The 25,476-nt window shown below is 36.7% G+C and carries 20 protein-coding genes; 16 read left to right on the top strand and 4 right to left on the bottom strand.

Going from position 1 to position 25,476, the window contains the following annotated elements; translation table 11 throughout:
• The first annotated feature begins 16 nt into the window (after window positions 1–16).
• The 6 genes from RCG25_RS16485 to RCG25_RS16460 all read left to right on the top strand — a co-directional run bounded on the left by RCG25_RS16485 (window position 17) and on the right by RCG25_RS16460 (window position 9,638).
• Window positions 17–373: an ArsR/SmtB family transcription factor gene (locus RCG25_RS16485; protein ID WP_308079913.1), complete on the top strand. Its 357-nt coding sequence runs from the start codon at window positions 17–19 to the stop codon at window positions 371–373.
• A 623-nt stretch (window positions 374–996) separates the two neighbouring features.
• Window positions 997–2,808, top strand: coding sequence for a TIGR04190 family B12-binding domain/radical SAM domain protein (locus RCG25_RS16480; protein ID WP_308079912.1), 1,812 nt, complete (start codon window positions 997–999; stop codon window positions 2,806–2,808).
• A 353-nt stretch (window positions 2,809–3,161) separates the two neighbouring features.
• The gene (locus RCG25_RS16475) at window positions 3,162–3,362 is read left to right on the top strand and encodes a cold-shock protein (RefSeq protein ID WP_007083969.1); all 201 of its coding nucleotides are present in this window, start codon (window positions 3,162–3,164) and stop codon (window positions 3,360–3,362) included.
• A gap of 184 nt (window positions 3,363–3,546) precedes the next feature.
• Complete coding sequence (locus RCG25_RS16470) at window positions 3,547–4,692, top strand: exonuclease SbcCD subunit D (protein ID WP_308079910.1); 1,146 nt, start codon at window positions 3,547–3,549, stop codon at window positions 4,690–4,692.
• The gene (locus RCG25_RS16465; protein WP_308079909.1) at window positions 4,689–7,826 is read left to right on the top strand and encodes an AAA family ATPase; all 3,138 of its coding nucleotides are present in this window, start codon (window positions 4,689–4,691) and stop codon (window positions 7,824–7,826) included. Before RCG25_RS16470 ends, RCG25_RS16465 begins: the two co-directional genes overlap by 4 nt.
• Before the next feature lie 636 nt (window positions 7,827–8,462).
• On the top strand, window positions 8,463–9,638 hold the full coding sequence (locus RCG25_RS16460; RefSeq protein WP_308079908.1) for an IS256 family transposase: 1,176 nt from the start codon (window positions 8,463–8,465) through the stop codon (window positions 9,636–9,638).
• Window positions 9,639–10,034: 396 nt separating this feature from the next.
• Here RCG25_RS16460 and RCG25_RS16455 read toward each other — a convergent pair whose 3' ends face one another.
• On the bottom strand, window positions 10,035–11,693 hold the full coding sequence (locus RCG25_RS16455) for an FAD-binding dehydrogenase (protein ID WP_308079907.1): 1,659 nt from the start codon (window positions 11,691–11,693) through the stop codon (window positions 10,035–10,037).
• Between the two features lie 149 nt (window positions 11,694–11,842).
• Here RCG25_RS16455 and RCG25_RS16450 point away from each other — a divergent pair, with 149 nt between their 5' ends.
• The 5 genes from RCG25_RS16450 to RCG25_RS16430 all read left to right on the top strand — a co-directional run bounded on the left by RCG25_RS16450 (window position 11,843) and on the right by RCG25_RS16430 (window position 14,679).
• The gene (locus RCG25_RS16450) at window positions 11,843–12,403 is read left to right on the top strand and encodes a sugar O-acetyltransferase (protein WP_308079906.1); all 561 of its coding nucleotides are present in this window, start codon (window positions 11,843–11,845) and stop codon (window positions 12,401–12,403) included.
• A 23-nt stretch (window positions 12,404–12,426) separates the two neighbouring features.
• Window positions 12,427–13,104, top strand: coding sequence for an HAD family hydrolase (locus RCG25_RS16445; protein WP_308079905.1), 678 nt, complete (start codon window positions 12,427–12,429; stop codon window positions 13,102–13,104).
• Window positions 13,105–13,221: 117 nt separating this feature from the next.
• Window positions 13,222–13,632 (top strand): vWA domain-containing protein, encoded by a 411-nt coding sequence (locus RCG25_RS16440; protein WP_308079904.1) that lies wholly within the window; start codon window positions 13,222–13,224, stop codon window positions 13,630–13,632.
• A gap of 133 nt (window positions 13,633–13,765) precedes the next feature.
• Entirely contained in the window at window positions 13,766–14,230 is a 465-nt protein-coding gene (locus RCG25_RS16435) for a GNAT family N-acetyltransferase (protein WP_308079903.1), read from the top strand.
• The gene (locus RCG25_RS16430) at window positions 14,227–14,679 is read left to right on the top strand and encodes a hypothetical protein (protein ID WP_308079902.1); all 453 of its coding nucleotides are present in this window, start codon (window positions 14,227–14,229) and stop codon (window positions 14,677–14,679) included. The genes RCG25_RS16435 and RCG25_RS16430 overlap by 4 nt, the downstream gene beginning before the upstream one ends.
• 39 nt (window positions 14,680–14,718) lie before the next feature.
• On the opposite strand, the gene RCG25_RS16425 is transcribed toward RCG25_RS16430, so the two are convergent.
• On the bottom strand, window positions 14,719–15,201 hold the full coding sequence (locus RCG25_RS16425; RefSeq protein WP_308079900.1) for a GNAT family N-acetyltransferase: 483 nt from the start codon (window positions 15,199–15,201) through the stop codon (window positions 14,719–14,721).
• A 139-nt stretch (window positions 15,202–15,340) separates the two neighbouring features.
• Here RCG25_RS16425 and RCG25_RS16420 point away from each other — a divergent pair, with 139 nt between their 5' ends.
• The 5 genes from RCG25_RS16420 to RCG25_RS16400 all read left to right on the top strand — a co-directional run bounded on the left by RCG25_RS16420 (window position 15,341) and on the right by RCG25_RS16400 (window position 23,762).
• Window positions 15,341–16,324 (top strand): hypothetical protein, encoded by a 984-nt coding sequence (locus RCG25_RS16420; protein WP_308079899.1) that lies wholly within the window; start codon window positions 15,341–15,343, stop codon window positions 16,322–16,324.
• Between the two features lie 1,103 nt (window positions 16,325–17,427).
• Complete coding sequence (locus RCG25_RS16415) at window positions 17,428–18,300, top strand: hypothetical protein (protein WP_308079898.1); 873 nt, start codon at window positions 17,428–17,430, stop codon at window positions 18,298–18,300.
• Window positions 18,293–21,808, top strand: a complete 3,516-nt coding sequence (locus RCG25_RS16410) for a DEAD/DEAH box helicase (protein ID WP_308079897.1) — start codon at window positions 18,293–18,295, stop codon at window positions 21,806–21,808. Before RCG25_RS16415 ends, RCG25_RS16410 begins: the two co-directional genes overlap by 8 nt.
• Window positions 21,809–22,051: 243 nt before the next feature.
• Window positions 22,052–23,086 carry a hypothetical protein gene (locus RCG25_RS16405; RefSeq protein ID WP_308079896.1) on the top strand — a complete coding sequence of 345 codons (1,035 nt, stop codon included), beginning with the start codon at window positions 22,052–22,054 and terminating at the stop codon, window positions 23,084–23,086.
• Between the two features lie 409 nt (window positions 23,087–23,495).
• Entirely contained in the window at window positions 23,496–23,762 is a 267-nt protein-coding gene (locus tag RCG25_RS16400) for a hypothetical protein (protein WP_308079895.1), read from the top strand.
• A 119-nt stretch (window positions 23,763–23,881) separates the two neighbouring features.
• Here RCG25_RS16400 and RCG25_RS16395 read toward each other — a convergent pair whose 3' ends face one another.
• Both RCG25_RS16395 and RCG25_RS16390 read right to left on the bottom strand, forming a co-directional pair.
• Window positions 23,882–24,154, bottom strand: coding sequence for a hypothetical protein (locus RCG25_RS16395; RefSeq protein WP_308079894.1), 273 nt, complete (start codon window positions 24,152–24,154; stop codon window positions 23,882–23,884).
• A gap of 66 nt (window positions 24,155–24,220) precedes the next feature.
• On the bottom strand, window positions 24,221–25,393 hold the full coding sequence (locus tag RCG25_RS16390) for a YHYH domain-containing protein (RefSeq protein WP_308079893.1): 1,173 nt from the start codon (window positions 25,391–25,393) through the stop codon (window positions 24,221–24,223).
• Window positions 25,394–25,476: the final 83 nt, after the last annotated feature.

The following is a 25,476-nucleotide window of genomic DNA, read 5'->3' as shown; positions in this document are numbered from 1 at the left end:
TATAGGAGTGACCAAATTGAATCTTGAAATGCAGCAATTTAAGGCGGAATTCTTCAAGGCATTAGCACACCCTTTGAGAATCCGTATTTTAGAGCTCTTATCAGAAGGGGATAAAAGTGTAAACGAAATTCAAACACTCGTTGGAAGTGAAGGTTCGGCTGTTTCTCAACAATTGACCATCCTACGAGCTAAAAATATTGTGACTGGTACAAAGGAAGGAAATAAGGTAATTTACACTCTTAAGGATCCAATGATTATTGAATTGCTAGCTGTTGCCAGGCAGATTTTCAATAACCATCTCGTTGATACTATTACGATTCTGGATAAATTTAAAGAAGTAGACGAAGAAGCCACTGCAACACCGAAGAATTAATTTTCTTCGGTTTTTTAATGCCCGTTGGAAGAGAAAAAGAACCGGACCGGTAAATAGAAGAAGGTTCTAATGCCCGTGGTAAGTGTAAAAGTGCCGGACCGGTAAATAGAAGAAGGTTCTAATGCCCGTGGTAAGTGTAAAAGTGCCGGACCGGTAAATAGAAGAAGGTTCTAATGCCGGTGGTAAGTGTAAAAGTGCCGGACCGGTGAATAGAAGAAGGTTCTAATGCCGGTGGTAAGTGTAAAAGTGCCGGACCGGTAAATAGAAGAAGGTTCTAATGCCCGTGGCAAGAGAAAAAGTGCCGGACCGGTAAATAGAAAAAGATCCTAATGCCCGCTGCAAGAGAAAAAGTACTGGACTGGTAAAAAGAAGAAGGTTCTAATACCCCCCGGCAAGGTTGCATGGCTACTAAAGGTAAAGAACTTTTGTACGCTTAAGGGTGACTACTGTGCCCCGCAAGCCAATCTACCAGTCTTCGTGATCGGTGCTGACCAAGTCACTTGCACTTTTCTGATTAGAGAAAAAAATCTCTATTTTGTAATAATTTATACCTGTTTTTTACAAAAAAAAGATTACTATTAAGATGTAGCCAAATAAAGTCATTTTAGGAAGGTGATTCAAAGATGTATGACTTGGTATTGCTGCATCCCCCAACGGTATATGATTTTAGAAAGGAGATGCTATTTACAGGTCCAATTAGCGATGTCGTTCCTTCTTCTCCCGTATTTGAGATGTACCCGATCGGCTTAACTAGCATCGGAGATTTTCTTGAACGGTATGGACTAAAAGTAAAAATCATTAATATCGCCAATCGTATGTTATTAAACCCTAAGTTTGATGTAGAAAAGAAAATCAGGAAAATAAAAACAAAGGCTTTTGGCATTGACCTCCATTGGCTTCCACATGCTCATGGAAGTGTAGAACTAGCAAAAATCATCAAAAAATACCACCCAGATACCCCAGTCATGTTCGGCGGACTTTCCAGTACTTATTTTCACAAAGAACTCATCCAATATCCGTTTATTGATTTTGTTTTGCGCGGTGATACAACGGAAAAATTAATTCTCTTGCTCCTAAATAAACTAGAGGGAAAGGAAACGGACAGTTTTTCTGATATTCCTAATCTTACATGGAAAAAGGGAACGGACTATCACTATAACGATATGACCTATGTTCCTGATAGTTTAGATGAATTCGATTTTCCAGGCTATCGATACATCATTAGGTCCGTATTTAAATATTTTAATCTACTTGATCCATTGCCTTATAAAGGGTGGCTACAGTATCCGAATACAGCCATCTTAACGTCAAAAGGGTGTACCTATAATTGTTTGATTTGCGGTGGCTCAAAGGATGCCTATGAGCTAAACTGTAATCGAAAAAAACTGGTGATGAGATCGCCTAAAAAAATGCTTGAGGACATAGCATTTATTCAACGATTTACACGTGCTCCCATTTTCCTGTTAAATGATATTAGGCAGGGAGGAAAAGAGTACGTTGAGGAATTCCTTGCCGGGTTAGAAAAAATGAAAGTGAAGAATGAAATTGTGTTCGAAATATTTAATTATGCAGACGAAGAGTTCTTTAAACGACTCCATAAATCCATTCCGAAATACAGTATTGAATTGACACTTGAATCAGCAGATGAGGATATCCGAAAGTATAATGGGAAGCTTCCATGTTCAAATGAAAAGGTCATTGAAATGCTGCAAGCGGCCTTAAAACACAATTGTGCCAAAATTGATTTATTCTTTATGACGGGGATACCGAATCAAGATTATGAAAGTGCAATGAGAAATGTAGATTTTTGTGAAATTATTCACAAAAGATGTGACGGAAATCAACGTATTTCATATTTTGTTGCTCCGCTCTCACCCTTTCTTGATCCTGGAAGTCCTGCTTTTGAACATCCAGAAAAGTATGGGTATAAGAAATTCTGTCATAAGTTCGAAGACTTCCGGGAGGCAATGAGACAGCCTTCGTGGAAAAATATGCTGAGTTATGAAACAAACAGTATGACAAGAGCGGAAATCGTAAGAGCTACCTATGATTCGGCTTTAAAGCTAAATGGCTTTAAATATAAAAACAACCTGATTACAAAAGATGTCCATGATGAGGTAGCTGTTAAGATAGATAAATCATTGGAATTCCTCCAGCGCTTGGATAGGATCATTCTTCTGCCCAAATCAAAACAAAAGCAGGAAATGGAGAAAATTAAGGAAGAAGTAGACCAAATCAATCGTCACAGCATCTGTGGAAAAAATGAACTAAAGTGGGAGGTGAAAAAGCTATTTGCTGATTTCCCATCCTTAACCTACATCGGCCTGGAATTATTAGTGAAGGATATCATTAAAGGTGTAAAGTGCAGGGTAGGAAAAATCGACAGAAATATTGTTTTTACAGGTGAGTCTCAAAATAGTAGCATGGAAAAGTAATAGAATTTGAGATAAATATTTAATGTTAAAAATAAACTATTATTTTCCTACAAAAAGTGACAGATTGTTCGAAAGTAGACACTCTAAAAGGGTGCTTTAACCTATGAAATTTGACGAGAAACCCGCTAGAAATGTAGAATTGTGGCGGTTTGTGTCGCCCTCTCCTTAATTGACAGTTGAGCTAATCCCATGGTAAATTTTAATCAGCCGTTGCACGAGATTAGATTTATAAATTACTAGCTTGTTCAAAGTTTTAACCGATGTTTGGATGAGAAAAATATGTAAAGCTATCACGTTGTAATTTGGTGAATTTTACACATGGCTTTTGTTAGCCAATAGGAGGATTTTTTCACATGAAAAACGGTAAAGTAAAATGGTTTAACTCAGAAAAAGGTTTTGGATTCATCGAAGCAGAAGATGGAAACGACGTATTCGTTCACTATTCTGCAATCCAAACAGAAGGTTTCAAAACTTTAGAAGAAGGTCAAGAAGTTTCTTTCGAAGTTGTTGAAGGAGCTCGTGGACCACAAGCTGCTAACGTTACTAAGAAGTAATTCTAACTAAAACAAACTTTAACAGTCCGGACATTGTTCCGGGCTGTTTTTCATTTTTTCGCTCAAAAATCCTTATTTTACCCCATTCTATAATGATTTCCAGCCTCATTGTTATTGGTATTTTGCTATAATGGTAGTATTCGTAAAAGTAAAAGTAAAGTTAATGAAAATTGAGGTGATTCTGATGAAATTTATCCATACCGCGGATTGGCATTTGGGCAAATTAGTTCACGGTGTCTATATGACAGAAAATCAGCGCGAGGTTTTGGAACAATTTGTGGCTATTGTGGCCGAAGAGAAGCCAGATGCGGTTGTCATTGCAGGAGATTTATATGACCGATCCGTGCCTCCGACGGATGCAGTAGAGTTACTAGATGAGATTCTTTTTAAGATTAATGTAGAGTTGAAGACGCCTGTGGTTGCAATTGCTGGTAACCACGACAGTGCAGAGCGTCTGTCGTTCGGCAGCTCTTGGTATAAACATAGCCAATTCTATTTGTCTGGTAAATTAACAAACAGCTTTAAGCCTGTAAGCATTAATGGAGTGAACTTCTATCTTGTTCCTTATGCAGAGCCTGGGGTTGTCCGCCAGCTTCTTGAAGACGAGACGATCCACTCCCATCAAGAGGCCATGAAAGCACTGATCGGCAAAATGGAAGAATCATTAAATCCAAATGAACCGAATGTATTGGTAGGACATGCCTTTGTCCTGGGGGGCCAAACCTCTGATTCCGAGCGAGTATTATCTGTTGGTGGTTCTGGATGTGTGGGTGCTGAATTGTTCGAACCATTCTCTTATACAGCTCTAGGTCATTTGCACAGTCCTGATGCCATCAACCACAGTAAAGTGAAATATTCAGGTTCACTATTAAAATATTCTTTTTCAGAAGCAAAACAGAGAAAGTCCATCTCAATCATCGAAATGGATGAGAAGGGGAATTTTACCCATCGGTACCGCTCTCTTACTCCAAGACACGATATGCGCGAGTTAGAAGGCCATTTGGAACAATTACTCGACCCCCATTTTTATGAAAAAGAACTGGTCCATGATTATTTGAAAGTTACTCTGCTTGACGAAGGGGCACTAATAGACCCGATTAATAAATTGCGCCAAGTGTACCCTAATGTTCTACATCTTGAAAGAAAAATAGACATAACTGATTTGAAAAAGAAGCAGTCATTTAGCGCAATCCGCAGCGAGAAAAAGTCGGAGCTTGAGTTATTTGAACAATTTTACTCAGAGATCACTACATCTGATTTTACTAGTGATAAAAAAGAGGTAATGGCAGAGATTATCGAAAAAGTACTGCGTGAGGAGGGAATCAAATGAAACCATTAAAGCTAACCATGCAGGCATTTGGTCCTTATGCAGGCAGAGAAGAGATTGACTTTTCCCATTTAGGTAATCGAACGATGTTTGTGATTTCTGGTAAAACAGGCGCCGGTAAAACGACTATATTTGATGCAATTAGCTATGCAATCTATGGAAAAGCCAGTGGAGAGGATCGGAATGGTCCAGAACTTCGTAGTCAATTTGCCAGCGATGAACATTTAACAGAGGTTTCTCTCGATTTTTCTCTTCGGTATAAAGTCTATTCAATAACCAGGTCGCCACAACAGTTAAAGAAAAAGGACAAGGGAGAAGGATTTACGCAGCTAGGTGCAAAAGCCGAACTATATCGGTGGGATGAAAATGGCGAGAAAAAGCTGCTGGCATCAAAGATCAATGATGTGGAAGAAAAAATTAAAGAAATTATGCTGATTGATGCCAATCAATTCAGGCAAATTTTGATGATTCCGCAGGGTGAATTCCGAAAACTACTGACTTCAGACAGTAAAGATAAAGAAGTGATCCTTCAGCGCTTATTCCATACCCAGTTATATAAAATGGTCGAAGAGAAGCTGAAAATAGAAGCAACGGATCTTAAAAAAGCGGTAGAAGATCAAGTGAAGGCACGAAACGAGGCAATTCGCCGCATCCAAGCAGTGACAAACGAGGAGCTGCGGGAATATATAGAGGCAAATAGTGTAAATGATACGATTATTCTACCTCTCTTAAAGGAAGAGATCTCTGGAATAGGTGAAAGGCTAGAAGAACTGAATAGCCAGTTTAAAGTTAAGGGTCTCGAACAGGATAAACTGAAGGAACAGCTTTTTGAAGCGGAAGCGATTTTAAAACAGTTGCAGACCAAAGAGGATTTAAAGGAGCAAAAAGAACGTCTTGTAGCACAAGAAGCGTTATTTGCGGAAAAAGAAGTACAAGTCCAACGAGCACAAAAAGCCGCTCTTTTAGCAAAACAAGAGGAGCTTTGTCACCGGTTAAAGAAGGAAGTAGATCAACTTCAAATTAATGTTGATACTATAAAAGCGGAAATGGAAAAGCTTGATCAATTAATGCAGCAGTATGAGCAGAAACTCCAAATGGAACTTGAGCGAGAGAGTGAACGCCAAATAGCCCTCAATGAAGTCAATCAATTAGTAAATATGAAAGAGGATGTCTATTCATTTGCTGCCTTGCTTAAAGAGACATCACAAAAGGATGCTGAGTTAAAAGCAGCTCAAGAAAAATTGAGACAATCCGAGCAAGCAATTGACCATTTGTATGAGCATATTACTTCCCTTAACAAAGACAGGGAAGAGATAGAAAAAGGAAAGCTTAGTTACTTTGAAAATGAAAGTAAAATGGAAAAGCTCAAGGCTGAGCTGGAACGATTCGATAAATATGAGACCTTACTTGGACGCTACAAAAAGGCTGAACAGGCTTTAAGGACCAGTACTGGTCGTTATGAAAATACGGTTGCCAAATTTACAGACGCCAGAGCGCTTGTTGATGAACTAGAAACGAAATGGATGCATGGACAGGCAGCGATTTTAGCTGCAAAGCTTCAAACGGGTGAGGCATGTCCTGTTTGCGGCTCTGAGCATCACCCGACTCCTGCTCTACAGCACGAAGACGTTATTCCGACCGAGGATGATTTGAAAGTTGCAAAGGAACAGGCGGCTAAATGGGATAGAGAAAAATCATTGGATGAAGCGAATTTTTACCAAAGTCAATCCGCTGAAAGAACACAGAAGGATGCAGTTCAGGAAATGCTTCAAGAAATACGTTCCTACCGAGCTGATTTTTTAGAAGAGGATTTATTACATGTAAAAATGGAGACGACCACTGCGAAAAATCAACTTGTAGAGACTCAAAGCAAACTGGCTGTACAAATACAACAATTGGACTATATAAAGGGTGCCATTGAAAAGCATGAAGCTGAAAAAAGCGAGTTGCAGCTCGCTATTCAACAGTTAGTGGCAAAGGTAAACAAAGTAACTGTTGATTTTACAGAAAAGAAAACGAATTTGACAAGAATGATGAAGCTCATACCAGAGAATCTTCGTTCAGAAGTTGAATACGAAAAAACACTCAATGCTTCACGTAACCGCTATGAGATTCTATTGAAACAGTTAGAGGAAGCTCAACAACGCTTACAGGGAGTGAAAGAAAAGCTGTCAAATGAATCAGCTAGGTTGCAGGATGCCGAGAGTCACTTCTCCATCAAGCAACAGGAGCTTCTTACAGAACGGGAAATCTTTAAAGAAAAGTTATCTGAGCAAGGGTTTGAAAACTATGGTGTGTATCATTCTTCGAAACAATCGGAGGATGAAATCCGCAGACTAGAGGGGCAAATCCGTGCTTATCGAGAAGAGTTACGTTCTGTTACAGATCGTTTGAACGAGCTGACAGAACTTTTATCAGATGTAAAAACGCCTGATGTTGAGGGATTAAAACTAGAGCTTGCAAAACGAACAAGCGAACTGGAAGAGCTAAACCAGCAACGTACGGATTTGTTTGTTAAAAAGCGTGATAATGAAGAAATATACAGCAGGGTAGTAAGTTTGAATGAACAGATGAAGGTTCTTGAGGAAAGGTATAAGCTAATTGGACATCTTTACGAGATTGCCAAAGGGCAAAATAATTTCCGAATTACCTTTGAGCGATATGTGCTTGCAGCTTTCTTAGACGATATTTTGCGCGAAGCGAATGTTCGCTTAAGAAAAATGACATCGGGTCGTTTCGAATTGCTCAGAAAAACGGACCGAGCGAAAGGGAATGCGCAAAGTGGTTTGGAACTGCTTGTGTTCGATCAGTATACTGGCCAGGAACGTCATGTTAAAACATTATCTGGAGGCGAGAGCTTTAAGGCTTCCTTGTCGTTAGCACTTGGGCTTGCGGATGTGGTCCAAAATTATGCGGGCGGTGTGTCATTAGAGACGATGTTTATTGATGAAGGATTTGGTACGCTTGATCCGGAGTCATTAGACCAAGCGATTGAAGCGTTAATGGATATTCAAAGCAGCGGCCGGTTAGTTGGGATCATTTCGCACGTACCGGAACTCAAGGAACGAATTGATGTTAGACTAGAGGTTATTGCGGGTCAGACTGGTAGTAGGACGGAGTTTGTGTTTATTAATTAGGGGATATTTTAGATAGCGGAGGTTCGTTACTTTTCTACGCGACCGATTTCTGTGAGAGGATGATCGGAAGGGTTCGCAGGATTGGTCTATGCGACCTTTGATCGTGAAAAAATAATCGGAAGGTCTCGTAGGGAGGTTCTATGAGACCGTTGAGCGTGAAAAAATGAACGGAAGGTCTCGTAGGGTGGTTCTATGAGACCGTTGTCTGTGAAAAGATGAAAGAAAGGTCTCATAGGGTGGTTCTATGAGACCGTTGTCTGTGAAAAGATGAAAGAAAGGTCTCATAGGGTGTGTCTATGAGACCGTTGAGCGTGAAAAGATGAAAGAAAGGTCTCATAGGATGGTTCTATGAGACCGTGGAGCGTGAAAAGATGAAAGAAAGGTCTCATAGGGAGGTTCTATGAGACCGTTTAGCGTGAAAAAGTGAAAGAAAAGTCTCATAGGAAGGTTTTATGAGACCGTTGAGCGTGAAAAAAAGAAAGAAAGGTCTCATAGGAAGGTTCTATGAGACCGTTTAGTGTGAAAAGATGAAAGAAAGGATTAAGTCCATATAATTGTGTAAAAAGAAAATGAGTCAAATTAATTCCTCATGGCTACAATGTTATCAGCGACGAAAACAATGTGGAGGAATTAATTATGACTCAAATACAGTTTAACCTAAATATTGATGATTTAAAAGATTCTGTTATGAACTCTGATATAGACGCTGTCATCAAAGCTTCTATTGTCCTTGTATTAAACTCTGTTATGGAAAAAGAACGCGATGAGTTCTTACAAGCCGGTTCTTACGAACGTTCAAGCTTACGTCGTGACTACCGCAATGGATATTATGATCGTGATTTATTATTTAGCATTGGAAAAATTACGCTTAGAGTACCTCGTACTCGTAGTGGAGAGTTTTCAACTACAGTGTTTGAACAATATGCCCGGTGTGACCAATCATTTGTATTAGCTATGCTTGAAATGGTGGTGAATGGGGTTTCCACAAGAAAGGTTTCCAATATTGTGGAACAACTCTGTGGGAATAAGGTCTCTAAATCATTTGTATCCACTCTTACAGAAAAGCTAGATCCTGTAGTGAATCAATGGGCAAGTCGGCCCCTGAACACAATGTACTACCCATATATCTTTGCAGATGCCATGTATATCAAAGTAAGAGAACATAACCGTGTCGTATCTAAAGCTGTTTATATCGCAACGGCTGTTGACGAGAACAATAGGCGTGAAATTCTTGGTTTGAGAGTAGATCATAAAGAGAGTACTGAAGCTTGGCAGCGTTTCTTCCAATACTTACAGTCTAGAGGTCTACAATCACCTAAGCTAATCATTTCTGATGCACACAAAGGGTTAAAAGCTGCCATCGGAACGGAGTTTGTAGGATCTGCCTGGCAAAGATGTACGGTACACTTCAAAAAGAATATCATAACCCATATGCCTAAAAAGGGTATGGATGAAGTCAAAATCGGGTTAAAGAGAATATTTGAAGTAGCGACCGTAGAGGAAGCCAGAAAATATAAGAAAGAGTTCATTGAGCAATTTAGTGGCAATTCAAAATTAGACAAGGCCATAGAAATATTAGAGGAAGGCTTCGAAGATGCCATTCAATACTTGAATGAGAAACCGAAATATCATAAGCATATTCGAAGTACAAACTCGTTAGAAAGAATCAATGAGGAAGTCCGGAGAAGAGAGAGGGTAATTAGAATATTTCCTAATACACAGTCAGCTTTCAGATTAATTGGAGCGGTCTTAATGGACTATGCCGAGGAAGTAGGAAGAAGAATAATTCAGGACAAAGAAGAGAAAAAATAGCGACCCGAAGCGCGAATTTTTGGTGTACTGGAAGGGGGTACCCCCTTCCAGTACACCAAAAATAAATCATCTGCTTAACATTGCTTTTCATGAGGAATGAATTTACACATAATAATGGGCTTGACTAAAGAAAGGTCTCGTAGGAGGGTTCAATGAGACCGTTTAGTGTGAAAAAAGAAAGAAAGGTCTCATAGGAAGGTTCAATGAGACCGTTTAGTGTGAAAAAAAGAAAGAAAGGTTTCATAAGAAGGTTCAATGAGACCGTGGAGCGTGAAAAGATGAAAGAAAGGTCTCATAGGAGGGTTCTATGAAGCTAAAACAGTTGGACGGGTTCCTAGAAGGGTTTTAACTAAAAAAGCAGTGATAACCAAACTAGGTTTCACTGCTTTTTTCCCCCTAGTAACCCAAGTCTTTAGCCAGTGCTCGACCTGCTTGCCTTCCTGTAAACAGACAGCCTCCGACAAACGTTCCTTCTAAAGATCGGTAGCCATGAATTCCCCCGCCACCAAACCCAGAAACCTCGCCTGCTGCATACAGACCTGGCACAGGATGACCAGAGGAATCCAGGACTCGACCAGACAAATCCGTTTGAAGACCGCCCAACGTTTTACGACTCACAATGTTTAACCGCACAGCAATCAAAGGTCCCATTTTTGGGTCAAGAATTTTATGTGGGGGAGCAACCCTGATCAATTTATCCCCTAGGTAATTCCTGGCACCCCGCATAGCAGTAATTTGAAGATCCTTCGTAAATTTATTTTCTATTTCACGATCTCTCGCTAAAATTTGCCTCTCGATGTGATCAAGCTTAAGTAATGGATCACCAGTAAGCTTATTCATTCCTTCCACAAGTTCAGGAAGGGTATTAGCAATGACAAAGTCCTCGCCCTTATCCATGAAAGCTTTTACAGGCGCAGTTGGACCTGGAAGTACACGAGCCAGCACTTTCTTTATACTCTTTCCTGTTAAATCTGGATTTTGCTCGGAGCCAGATAAAGCAAACTCTTTTTCAATAATTTTCTGAGTTAAAATAAACCAAGAATAATCGTAGCCTGTCTTCATAATCGCTTCAAGAGTTCCTAATGTATCAAAACCCGGAAAATTCGGTGCAGGGAATCGATTTCCGTTCGCATCTAGCCAAAGTGAGGAAGGACCAGGAAGGATTCGGATTCCATGCATAGGCCAGACGGGGGCCCAGTTTTTTATGCCTTCGGTATAGTGCCACATTCTGTCGCGATTGACGATGCGTCCACCAGCTTTCTCTGTAATACCAAGCATCCTTCCGTCAACGTGTTCTGGTACACCTGAAATCATATTCTTTGGTACTGCTCCAAGCCGTGCAGGCCAATTTTTCTTAATCAATTCATGATTGCCGCCAATCCCACCGCTAGTAACTACTACCGCTGAACTAAGAAATTCAAAATCACCAATGACTTCACGGGAACTTGCTTCCCCTCGGGCAGCATTACTTAGCTCAAGGACGTCACCACGGACCCCGGAAACCGCTCCATTTTCCTTTAATAATTCATTCACACGATGACGAGCGCGATAATCGACAAGCCCATTCTCCATTGCTTTTCTGACTCGCTCCTCAAATGGTTTAACAAGACCAGGACCAGTACCCCAGACAATATGAAACCTTGGTACAGAATTACCATGTCCTTCCGCTGTATAGCCTCCACGTTCTGCCCAGCCGACCACAGGGAAAAAACGAATACCCATCCCAGTCAACCACTCACGTTTTTCGCCAGCAGCGAAATTCACATAAGCTTCTGCCCATTTTTTCCCCCAATAATCTTCATCCTCTTCTCGATCGAAACCTGCGGATCCTAGCCAGTCTTGCCAGGCCAAGTCACGGGAATCTTTTATTCCCATTCGTCTTTGTTCGGGTGAATCCACAAGAAATAACCCTCCAAAAGACCACCAAGCCTGTCCTCCGAGAGACGCTTCAGGTTCTTGATCTAAAAGCAGTACCTTCTTTCCTGCATCAGCCAGTTCGGCAGTAGTAACTAAACCTGCAAGGCCGGCTCCAACCACAATGACGTCAAATTTCAAATGATTTTCCTCCCCGTCTATAACAACCCGTATATGTTAATGGTAAATATTGTTTTCTGAAAAATCAATATCTTTTATCTAGATAAAATTGTTAATAATTATTTGATATGATTAAGTTATCAAAAAAAACAAATGAATGGAGTTTACTAATGATAACCGAAAAGGAAAAAATGCTAAACGGAGAAATGTATAATCCAGCAGACCCTGAACTAGTGAACGGCAGAGAGAATGCACGAAGATTAACTCGCTTATTTAATCAAACATTAGAAACAGAGGTTGAAAAACGAACCGAATTACTTAAAGAACTATTTGGAACAACAGGGGACATTATATATATTGAACCTACTTTACGGTGTGACTATGGCTACAATCTTCATGTGGGTGAGAATTTTTATGCAAACTTTGATTGCGTATTTTTAGATGTTTGTGAGATACGCATCGGTGATAATTGTTTTATTGCACCAGGCGTACATATATATACGGCTACACATCCAATCAATCCTTTTGAAAGAATTTCTGGTAAAGAATTCGGCAAGCCAGTCACAATAGGGGACAATGTATGGATAGGAGGAAGAGTGGTCATTAATCCAGGAGTAACAATAGGAAATAATGTCGTCATTGCATCCGGGGCAGTGGTTACAAAAGATGTACCCGATAACGTTGTCGTTGGTGGAAATCCCGCAAAAATAATAAAAGAAATTGATTGCTAAGAAAAAGAGGAGGAGGCTTCGTGATGATAAAAGCTGCAATATTTGATCTAGATGGCACTTTGCTAAATCGCGATGCTACTGTACATAATTTTCTCTTGAATCAATATGAAAGACTAAACAATTGGCTTGGACATATTCAAAAGGAAGAGTACATATCCAGGTTTACTGAATTAGAATGCCGTGGGTATGTTTGGAAGGATAAAGTTTTCCAAAAATTGATTGATGAATTTAAGATAAAAGAAATAAGCTACGATGACTTACTAAAAGATTATGTTAAGCACTTTAAGTACCATTGTGTCTCCTTTCCATATGTTACAGAAATGTTGGAGGAATTAAAGAGTCGGTCAATTTCTTTAGGATTAATTACAAATGGATTAGGAAAGTTCCAAATGGATAATATTAAGGCTTTAGGGATTGAAACATACTTTCAGACGATCCTCGTATCAGAATGGGAAGGAATAAAAAAACCGAATCCTGAAATATTCAAGAGAGCCTTGGATTCACTTGGAGTTCAGCCGAATGAAAGCATATACGTAGGTGATCATCCTGATAACGATATACGAGCAGCCCGGGCAATTGGAATGTTAGGAATTTGGAAAAAAGATGCACAATGGAACCATGCTGATTCAGATTTTACTATTCAAGGATTGGAGGAAATTCCTCCAATTATTTACTCGCTTACCGTTCCTTATTGTATCTGAGAATAGTTTGTCCATAAAAACGAGCCGATATTTTCCCGCTATTATCCAATCATAAACCATTTCCCTATAAACCAAAATAAGATAGTTCACTCATTCAAACAAAGGGGATGATGGAGTTTGAAATGGCACAAAACGATTCTTTCTATGATACAGCAACGACTGGACAAAAAAGTGGCTTTAGCAGTAGACACATCCACTAATGAAGCACCTGTTATCCTTATTAATAACATAGTAAAGCTGTTTGAAACCGTTAAGCCAGACACGCTCTTGGTTCAAGCAGATTTTAAGATCCGAGATATTTCCCCAGTAAAAAGCGAAACCCTTACTTTTTATACACATGGGAAATCTTCCTATACATTAGTGCTTGAGTGGGCAAAAGAAGAAAAGATAGACACACTGTTTTATATTACGGATGTAACAGGCTTTTTTTCAGAGGACATGGAAACAGTGGATTTTGAACTATTTTGGCTTGTACCTGGGCAATTCTTACCGAGAGTACCATTTGGAAAAGCAATTAAAGTGGCATAAGATTCCTATCCCTCACTTAGTGGGGGATATTTTATTTTCACAAAAGAAGGATAGCTGGAAATACAAAGCGAATAAATGGGGGAGAGAAAATTTTGTGATAGAAGTTAATTAATATAGACGAGGTAAGAAATGAATGATTAAAGAGATTGATTTACATGATAGACATTTAGCGTGTCAGTTGTTAGAGCTTCAACGGGCTTCCTACCAGGTAGAGGCGAAGTTAATAAATTTTTTTGAAATCCCTCCACTAAAAGAGTCTTTGGAAGAATTAATAGAATGCGGGGAAACCTTCCTCTGTTATTTTGAAGAGAAAACACTCGCAGGAGCGATTTCCTATACGGTGGATGGGGACGAAATGAAGATCTGCCGAATGGTTGTAAATCCTGACCATTTTCGAAAAGGAATTGCACAGAAATTGTTGAGGGAAGTAGAGAGCAGGAATTCGCAAATGTCCGTTTATCTAGTATCAACGGGTAAAGATAATCCCCCAGCCAAGAATTTATATCTGAAAAATGGATTTACATTCGTAAGTGACATTGAGGTAGTACCAGGATTATATATTAGTAATTTTGAAAAAAGAAAGGTGAAAGAAGCATGACAACAACAGCGTTATCTCATAAGCAATTAGCGGTGAATTGTTTTAATATGGTGTGGGACCTGCTCGATTTGGCTGAAAGAACAAAGGAAGAGGAAGAAAAGATGATTCATCTTGCTCATACTTCTTTTTGGCATTGGACTCAAGTTCCAGATCATACGGCAAAAAATCTATCAATTGGATATTGGCAATTATCTAGAGTTTATTCCACTGCTAGATTAGGTGAAAGAGCGGTTTACTTTGGTAAACAGTGCCTAGAGGTAAGTTTAGAACATAATATTGAACCATTTTATATTGGATATGCGTATGAAGCCTTATGTAGGGCATACGCTTTATTAGGTCAGACGGACGCTTCTCAAAAGGCGTATTCAACTGCATTAGAATATGTACAACAAATTGTAGATGAGAATTCAAAAGAGATGTTAGTAAAGGATTTACAGGCGATAGAATAAAACAGTGGAGGCTGCCTTTTTGGTACAGTCTCCACTGTTTTATTTGTCAAAATTAATCTCAAATTCTTGAATCGAACGGCGTTTTTCATCATATTTTTCGCTATAATTTCCGTTAGTAAATGAAGAGATTATGCTCCTCCAAAACGCTTGGGCTGGATAATTTCTTTCGATTTGTGTAATGTACCACTTACCGGGGAACATCGTAAAAAGTTTGTTTACAGCAAGTTTTCCAAACCCTTTACCATTATATTTACGAATGATAAAAAATTCGAGGATAGTGTTAGGTTCAGTTCCACTAGCACTTTCAACTAAAGCAAAACCAATAAGCTCATTGTCTTTCTTAATGAAAAAAGGGTGGAGGTTATGGCGGCTCCAGTATGGGGTTAAATCAAAAGGCTTGTAAAGCCCGTTCTCTTCAAGGGTAATAGTTGGCAAATACTGTGCAAATTCATAGATGTAGAATTGCATTAGGCTATGTAAACATTGCTCCTCTTCCTTTAAAACTCGTACTAATTCAATCATTTTATCCTCCGACATTCTAATTCTTTTATTACTACATTTGACATGTTGCCCTTATTTTCCTTTATTTGCAAAAAAGGAATTTTACAAGTATGAATCAAATAATAACTATATCAATATTCTAGAATACGAGGGGAACTAGATGGATGAATCAAAATTTTATGCTTATTGTTTGCAAGGAGATGTTCCAGCAGCCTATGAATACCTTCGCTCAATAAAGAATAAGAGCAAAAAAATACAAGCACTAGAATTGAAGTATCGATATAGATTCTTTACAGATAAACCAATCTTTCGGATTAAATCTAAAGATCCTTGGATTAGGAAAGTATTACTAGCTTTCTATCAATACTTTATTGCAGTTTTAACAAAACAGAATACATCAGAAGCAGAAATCCAACTAGCACAATCACTTGCAACATGTATTCCCAATAACCCTTCTGATATGGATCTTGATCAGATAGAAGGTCAATTAGAGGTGTTATTTAAAAATAAGGGCTATCACTTCTTAGGTGGTTTAACTGGCCCTTTTAGAGGTCCTTTTATATGGAAAACGATGGAAAAGAAAGATTTTAAGGTTGAACTTCCATACCATACGGAAGAGATAACCGTGTATTTTTTATCGGATTTTCTACTGCAAAGTTGGATACATTTTTCGACCTTTGGGGAAAAACGGGCAGGTGGCTGGGCAAAGCCTGAAGGACTTTATTTTGTAAATGATCGATCGAAGAAAAAGAAAATAAATCTGGATGGTACCGAGTTTCAAGTTAGCTATTTAAAACATGAGGCCCAGCATTTAAGTGATTATACACGTTTCCCTAACTTGAAACCTAAGGATTTAGAATACAGGGCAAAACTTGTAGAGCTAATTTACGAGCCAAAGTCTTTTAGATTACTAAAGAAATTCTTCTATGAGGGGAAAAATGACCCAAGGTTTCCCCATCCGTATTCATCTTATGTGTTAATGGAAAAATTAACTAGACTAGCTTTTGATCAAGACAAGGCAGAAGAACTCGAAAAATGGAAAACGATGACACCATCCTTGATTCAGAAATGGGCACGGAACTTATATGACGAGCATACTATGCAATTAGAGAAAATCGGAGCAAGGGTAGATGGGGTAATTTAAAAAATATGGCGGATATCAACACCTTGGGATTAGGCATTTTTTTATTTTATCATAATTAAGGTTAAGAAGGATTAACGCTTATTTTATGAATTAACGCTTATTTTTGTGATGATTTTTAAAATATCGGTAAAGGTATTTGTAATAAGGTATTAGGGTTTAGGAATTTTCGATTACTAGGCAGCAACTACATGTCCATTAAATTAAGACTTAGTTAAGCCCGGTAGAGAGTAGGAAATAACCCTAAGCAACCTTCTGCATGAGTTCGTCGCTCCAATAATGGGAATCACAAAAAACGTCCGTTTTGTGCAATTTTTTGCTTAAGCAACTGATTTCATTTTCCTTCACATGCTATGACACTGTATAAGAATTATAACCGATGAATCTTTTCAAAATGATCCAAAGACGTACACATTACCTCCTTAATTAAAATATGAAGAACATATTGCCGCAAATAGCTTGAAGTGCTTCAAACGCCCTTTTTTTGTAAGTAGATCTTGAATTAAAGAATTTAGTGGAGGTGTTTCTGAATAGGTTGCCAACATAAGATAACATACTAAAGAACAAGTCCCACCGTCTCCACCATTACATATGTTAGTGGATTTTTTGTTTTTTGTTGTGACGTAAAGCATAAAATTTCCTTTTGGAAACTTTATGCTTTATTTTTTTTTAGGAAATTTCATGCTTGATTAAGATCTATTATGTGTAATTGCCTATATTAAAGATATCCTCAACATTATCTCCTTATATTGTTTTTGATAACAATTTTTACAAACCCACTTTGTTTTAAAATATTTACTAAAAATGTTTTAAAAAATACGACCACACTTAGACATCTTATTTAATAAATCTGATATTTACCGCATTTAGACACTTTAGCTAAAGTAACTTCTTTCGCCCTCTTTTTAGCAATAATAGTTCAATTGGTTAATTTCCCAATTTGCAGTAACATGCGTATAAAAAGTAGTCTTTTATTCCATTTAACGAGTTATCGCAAATATTTACAAATCTTAACAAAATTTGCATTTCAATGGTACAATTATAAATAAGGATACATATAGTAATAACTTAATAATATAATTAATAACTATATTTAGGAGAAGGCTATGGAACAAGAACAATTAGAAAAGTTAGTTGATTCTGAAATTGAATTATTTTCATCAAAAATTAGTGTTAACATCATAGAGACTAAATCCCATCATGCAATTATGATTACAGGAATTGAAAATGAACCTACATTGATTCGAAGTATTGCAATATATATGGTTGCACTAATTGCGAATGCAATAGAGGCTAATCTTCAAATTAGAGCAGATTTAATACAGTATACAGAAGTTGGGATGGAAGAGATAGTAGAAAGTGTAATCGACACAATAGGTGAAACCAATAATCTTAATCAGGATTTCAAAGAGGATGAAAGAAATCCTTGGTTAGCTGAAGCATTGATACATCTTTTGTTGTTCATATCGAATAAAGTTAAGAATATACACCCTGTAGGAGAGGTTCTAGCGGTAGGGTTAGTTCACGATGACCCTAAAGATAAGGGGTTAGATTTAACTGCTTTATATCAGTCGGAAACACTTGGCTTAACCATAGGAGAATGTAAAGCATATAAACTCTATCCTAATAAGGCGATATCTAATGCTATGAAATTTTTCGATGGCGTAGATACTAATAGAAAAACTGGAAAAAGAATTAGATCACAAGTACAGATATTAAGAAATTTCTTACCGAAAGAGCTATCTGAATTGGCGACTTATGGGTTTTGGAATAATGAAAAATGCTATTTAACAACTCCTATATACGATAAGTCTATAAATACAGATTGGTCTAAAAATAGACATAAAACTCTAGGATTATTAAGAGTTCCTATTGAAAAAAGATTAATTATCCCTTTAGCAATCGAAGGATTTGATGAATTCTTTGATTGCTTAGCTGATGAAATGAGAAATTTTGTAGGGGAGTTTACAGATGTTTGATAATTACTCTTTTCTTTTGTTTAACAACTTACCCGATTTACCAAATTTTAATATAGAGGAATGCAGAAGGACATTATCAAAAGCATATATTTACTCTATCAAAATGAAATTAGGGTTAGTTCATAATGAATATAAGACAATAGACTTTGATATTTTAAGTGAGGAAGAGATAGAAAAGATTGAGGAAGAAATTGAACAGGAATCTACTAGTTTATATAACGAGTTATATCATGAATTAAGACGTTTAGGTGATTCATTAGAGAGTAGTGCAATCTTTGATAATATTGATAATGAAGAAAGTATAAAATCTGCTTCATTTGTAGCAGCTGAAGCTCTTTCATTACTTGCAACTTTATTAAACCAAGAAATGGAACAAAACATAGGCCTGATACTTTCAAATGAATTTATATATACAAGAACTGAGGCAGCTTTGTTATATTTAATTTCCGGTTACGATGCTAATGCTCAGACCGAAATTAATGAAGCTGTTAAAGTTTTAAACAACATACAGAATAACCAAGAAGAAGATGAGTTAATTCAAATTGAGAAGTGGTTTATTAATAATCTGCTTTCTTTAGTAACAAACAACTTATGGTCAATTAATCGTAATAAACCAATATTTAAGGATAAGCATTACAAAAAGTCTTTAAGGAATTTAATTTTTGAAAATAAAATTCAGATGTATTCACTCATAGGGGATTCTATTATATATTATATCGATTGGCTAACAGGGGATATGGAAGAAGGTTTAAGGAATTCATTAGAGATACTGTCACAAATTAATCACAGCTCCTATAAAAATAAATATGCACTTTACCCAGAGGTGTATCACTTTTCAAAGGTTCTAATAGTAATGATAACTGAAACATCAAAGAGATCCTTATTCCATCATACACCACTACCCCAAAAAGCTACTTTGGATTTTATTACATACCTAAAGGGAAGGGTTAAGGGGAATTATGAAAATAAATCTAGACCGTTTATTTGGGAATCAGCGAAAGAGTTCATTGAGGAATGTTTGCCCGGACCTAGTAAACATACAATAGTAAATCAGCCCACTGGAAGTGGGAAGAGTTTTATAGCAGAGCTTGCCGTTACACAGTCTTTATCAAATGGATGGGTTTTATATTTAGCTCCAACTAATGCTTTAGTCCACCAAATAAAAAAGGATTTAAAAAAATCTCTCCAATTCTATGGATCTATTGATATCAGAAGCTTTGTTGGTGGGGATGAATATACAAAGCTAGAAAATGAGTTACTAAATGAAATTGAAAATCCAAATAGGTTTGTAGCTGTAATGACCCCTGAAAAATGTGCAATGTCATTAAGAATTACACCAGAGATTTTTAATGATTGTTCATTATGTGTTTTTGATGAATGTCACTTATTAGGAGAAGGAACTAGAGGGGCAACGGTCGATTTGGTTCTTGGACAAATTATTGCTTTTAATAACAATATCAAATTTGTATTGATGTCTGCAATGCTAAATAACCCAAATGATCTTTCGGATTGGCTAAGAGATGTAACCAATAAGGAAACCAAAATCAGTTCAATTTCCTGGAAGCCTACCCGTTCTCTAAGAGGGGCAGTTGGTGTTGAATATAATGATTTTAAAATAGGACTGAAAGCCGCAAGGGATCAATTAAACGAATTACCTGATCATAGGAAAAACGTGAGTTTTGAACCGGTATTATCTATATTATACTCTCTTTCAGGTGTATGGAAAAATGATTATAATGACTATTCCCTAATGCATACAAATTTTAAGGCAAAATATAAACTGTCAAGAACAAAAAATAATGAAGATATTTGGAGGTATGGAGTTTCAGCAACAAGTTGGGTAAACACAACCTCTAAATTACTGGGGCTTTCATTTGCAGAAAAGGGAATTCCTACTCTTGTATTTATCCCAACCAATAGGCACTATCCATTTACTTTAGCAAAGGATCTCAATCTTAATCCTGAAGAAACTAATAATCTAAATGGGATAGAAGAAAGTTTATTATTCTTAGCAGAACAGGAATTAGGTACTAGCTCTGAGGTGAAGAATCTTTTAATTAACGGGGTTGGAGTTCATACTTCTTATATGTTAGAGACTGAAAAGGAAGCAGTAGAGCGTGCATTTGTAAATCAAAGCATACAACTTTTATTTGCCACAGGTACTTTAGCACAAGGGTTGAACTTACCCTCAGTTGCTGTTGTGGTTGCTGGTACAAGAATTGGTGATGCTAGGGAAGCGAATACTCCTGAAGCACGACGAAGATCAAAAGCCCTTATATTGAATGCAATTGGTAGAGCAGGAAGAGCGGGATTCTCCAATCAAAGCTTTAGTATCATTGTCCCTAACGATCCAATTATATATAAGCAAGAAAATGATGATATCGACTCAACGATTTCGGCCATAGATGTATTAAAAGATAATGATGCATCCATAAAAGTAAGAAGTCCATTAAGTCAATTTTTGTATAACGTTATTGATGGTTCAATACAAGCTGATAAAGCTTCCTTAGATGAACTTACCATTATGTCAATGTTAACATTTAATAATGAGCAAGAAGAGATAGAAAAAACAAAAAAAATAATAAGTAAAACCTATGCATCTTCAAATATGAGACAAATAATAGATGATGAGGCTTTAATTGTAGCAACTAATAATATCAATAGTATAAAAAAGGAATTTCTAAAAAATGCTGATGCACCTGAATGGTCAATAGAGGTTGCAAGAAAAGCTGGTTTTGATTTCTTTACAACTAATACTTTTATAAGCAATGTATCTACTACATTGCAAAATAGTAGTAAAGAAGAAATGCTTGAATGGGATATAAGAAATTGGAAGGACTTTTTATTTGAGTGTATGAAAAACTTACATCCATTTTTTATTAAAAGATTATTGCCAAATAATGTTACTCAGAAGCCTACATTTATAAATAAAATCGCTCAAGCTGTTGGTTTTAACATTGATAAAGAGGTGATATGGAATAAGCCTGACCAATGGGACAGCTATTGGGATGAGTTTTCCTATATTACATGGATGTATATGGAAGGCAGGAGTTTCGCTGAAATAGCAAAAAAGTATTTACATATAGATGGAATAGTGGAATATACAAGAACAGCTGGTAAGCCGATCCCAGATACATTAGCTCTAGTAAAAAAACAAATAGAGACTATTTCAAGTTATGCGGGATTAATGGTATGTATCTTAGAAGAAATTCTATTTAAAGATGAAATACTTCCTTTTAGTTTAAATGTTCTCCCTTTAGTAATCAAAAATGGTTTAAAAGATCACTCAACCTTTTATTGGCATAGCTATGGATTAAGAAACAGAATAGCTGCCCATACATTGGGGTCAATCCTTCCATTAGATGAATTTGTTAATGAAGAAACCTCTAGAAAAAACGTTCTTCGATTAAAGAGAGAGTGGCTTGACAATCAATTAGAATTTGAAACCATTACACATGAAGAAAATGAAATATTAGAGGCTGCATATATGATATTAAAAAATATATAAAAAATACGTTTGATCTAATAAACAGCAGATTAACTAGTAAATTTTAGTTATTATCAAAAGCGTTTCGAGGGGAACTTGGAACTAATGATCAAACAGAAGAAAGCCCTATAACTTAATTGAAAGAATTTATAAATCCTAAATAGAAATTTTCATCTGGGCCTCTTATTTAATAATAGGGGCCACTTTTTATAGAAAAAATTTTTTGATTAATAGTATATATAGATCGGAAAGGAATGGATATAAGTGGGATTAAAAATCTTTGCTAGAATAAAACTGCCCTATATTATCAGAATGAAGGAAGCGGAATTAATAAGTACTCGCTTGCCCGCAACAAATGAGTTTTCTGAGTTCGTTATTTCATTCTATCCAAATATTGAATCAAATGATGAATTATACAATCCCCAATATCCGGATAATAAATGTTTCTTTATTGAAATTGAGGCTGTAACAGAACTTTATAATCATGATGATTATAAGGAAACACAAACAGGTGTTTATAGCACCTATGAGCTTCCTGAAGATGATCAGCTAGTTATCTTTAGTATGTTAAAAAATAGACTTAATGAGTATTTTGATTATTTATCGGAAATGACAAAAATGTTTTGGATTGAAGAGTTACCCCTTAATCCTATGAGTGGCGCAATTGCTAAACGGACAGATTTTGTTTTTCTTCACCCGGATTGTAAAATAAGTGGTAGTTCAAGGCTTTGGAATACTTACAGCGATGATTTTCAAACCGACATTCGCCTGAAATCGGTAAAGACTCTTACGCAGGAAATAGCCGATAAATTCAGTAGTACGTATATTGTAAGAGATGTATGGATTGAGTATAAGAATAAGGCAAAAAGATCACTATTTAGTAGTGAATATACTGATTTTATTATTTATTGTGCAATAGAAGCAGAGTCATTTATTAAAAAAACTGTGAATTTTATTCGGGAACGTAATGTAGGTAAAGATATTGTTTTAGATAAGCTCATTGATACAGGAAAAAATAACTTCGTAGATTCATATTACAAAATCATATTAAAGTATATTACTGGAAAGAGCTTAAACGAGGTCGAACCTGAATTATATAGAAATTTAATAATCATATATAAGCTAAGGAACGCAATAATGCATCAAGGAACTATTGCGAAAAAGGACTTTAAAAGTGCTGGAATGGAAGGAGCGGAAGATTTAAATTTTGATACTTGTCTAGAGATCTATAATAAACTTCAAAAAGCTATACGAACAACTTTAAGATTGTTGACACCAACAATTGAGAATATAATTTAGATACTGATAACATCCAATGACATGTACCATCCATGCCATATTTTTTACCACTGAACAACAAAAAGTGTACTAAAAAATGATAGGATGTTTAGTACTTCAAACCCTCTGGTAATAAAAGAAAAAACATACTTTTGAGAAACAAAATGTTAAGTTGTTATCCAAATTGAATTGATTCTGGTCTTCCACCAACGGGCCATAAATGGAGTAACATATTAAAAATGTCGTTATTGATTGGCGAATTGTGGAAATTTTCACTTAAAGGGTGCTTATTACGAATAAGATTTAGGTGTTGAGCCCATACAATCTGATGCAATTGTCGAGGAATCCAATTTAATTATAAAAAGAGGTGCAATATGCAACAAAAATGGTATCAAAAATCATGGGGGATTATTTTCTAGGTAGATTAGGTTTGTCAAATTTACTAGATATGCTTCAGTTAGTTTTATCCGATGAGGAGACAACTCAATTAAAATACAAAGTTGATTTTTCTAAGGTAACAAAGGCAATTAATGCAAGAAATAAGTTTATTCACGAGGGAATAGACACGATTGGAATTACCAGTTTAGAAAAAGCAGAGGAATTTGTTAATGAGATTAACCAGTTATGTGTAGAACTTGGAAAGATTGTGGGTATTGATCATTCACTTGATGAAGAAAAAACTGGGTGGTACAACTAATTAAAAGAAACCGTTACAGGAAGAATATTTTCCATTGACAGGTTATTTTAGTTAGTTGAATTTGCGATAATCAAAAGGACCAAAATTGGTCCTTTTTCTTCTAAAAATATACCATAAAGCTAATTTTGAATACTTCTTCTTCTTTTTTTAAGTATATCTTCAAGTGCTCTATCCCTGATAGTTAGAGAAATCCCGTTACCCTTTTGTCTTTTAGGTTCCCTAGTTTTTTCTATATCATAGAGGTTAAACTCTCTTTTTTGGTCTGTGTAATTTACAAGTGCATCAGGTTCTTTCGGCTCTATTGGTACTAGCCCCATATATTTAAGTTCATTTCTTGTAAAAAGGTTGTCTGGCACTTCTTTAGGTAAATAACTTTTTAGTGTATTTTCCATCTTTATTTTTCCCTTCTTTTACTTTTAAAATAGTATCTTAACATCTGTTTTATAGAATAAACATCTTTAAGGATTCCAATCACATGCAATCCCATCATGATCACGATCTAAATCATGAGGATCTTCTTCTGGGCCACCATTGGCTTCATAAAACAGTTGAGCGTCTTCTTGAGTTTCAAAATCACTACAATCTTTATCAATACTAGTATAGGAATAAGGATTATCGTTTTCTTCGGAACTAGCTGGTTCGGAACTGTATGTGGATTGATAAATATAAATTCCTAAAATAGAAAAGATAACGAATCCGCCGAGTAACCAAGGAATAATGGCCCTTATAGAGAATGTTTTGTCATTTTCTCCAGCTGCGTTAGTTTCACTTTTCTTCGCCCTTCGTTTGGATATTAACCATGATAAGCCAATTAACACTAGAATACTGGTTAAGATCGTGGCCCAGATGTACTTTTGGAATAAATAATAGTAAACGTTCTGGCCTAGACTTCCGCCGCCGCCTTCGATGTAACCTGAAAAATAGCCTTTCTTATAGTAAACTAGTTCATTTTTATTCAAACCAACTTCGTAGTCATCGTAAGTATAACCCTCCACAGCAGCTTCGTATCCTTCGTCGTACCCATCATCAAATGCAGACTCTCGATCGATTGAGCTAATCTCTTCTCCATCATAATAGGCTTCCTCTTCCGATTCGGTTGTTGAGTCATCTGAAGAAATGGAAGCAGAAACTTCTTCTACCTCACTATCGTCCTCACTTTCCGCAACAGACCATCCTTCATCGTAACCTTCTAGGTAAGTATCATAATCGTAAGTATCGTCAGGTTCACTATTGTATTCATATTCATCTATGTAGTCTTGATACCCTTGCTCATAACCAGCGTCACGGCTATTTTTATAGCAAACTTCCAAACCTTCCTCATGTCCGTCTTCTATTCCTTGTTCGTACCCGTCTCCGAACGACTGGGGACCTTTCCACCACCATTCGTATTCTTCCTCACATTTAGAGGTATAACTGTATGCTAGATTATAACCTCTTTTGTATCCATCGTCATAATCACTTCCAGACGTTGAATCATGAGAATGATACTCCCCGTAATCTAGGCCCCAATCCTCGCAATTTGTTCGGCAAGTATGTCCGCCGCTACTATCGGTACCTCCTGGATGTGCTAGAGCTAAATTTGACGACATGAGCCAAAGGAACAAACCTATAAAGAAAATTCTTTTCCTCATTACAAACTCTCCTCTTGTTCTTTGATAATACTATTTTATCATTCTAGGATTATACAATATAGGAATATAATACTATTTTTATT

This window comes from Neobacillus sp. PS2-9 (assembly GCF_030915525.1).
Taxonomy (GTDB): domain Bacteria; phylum Bacillota; class Bacilli; order Bacillales; family Cytobacillaceae; genus Neobacillus.
This window is presented reverse-complemented; position numbering and strand designations above follow the sequence as displayed.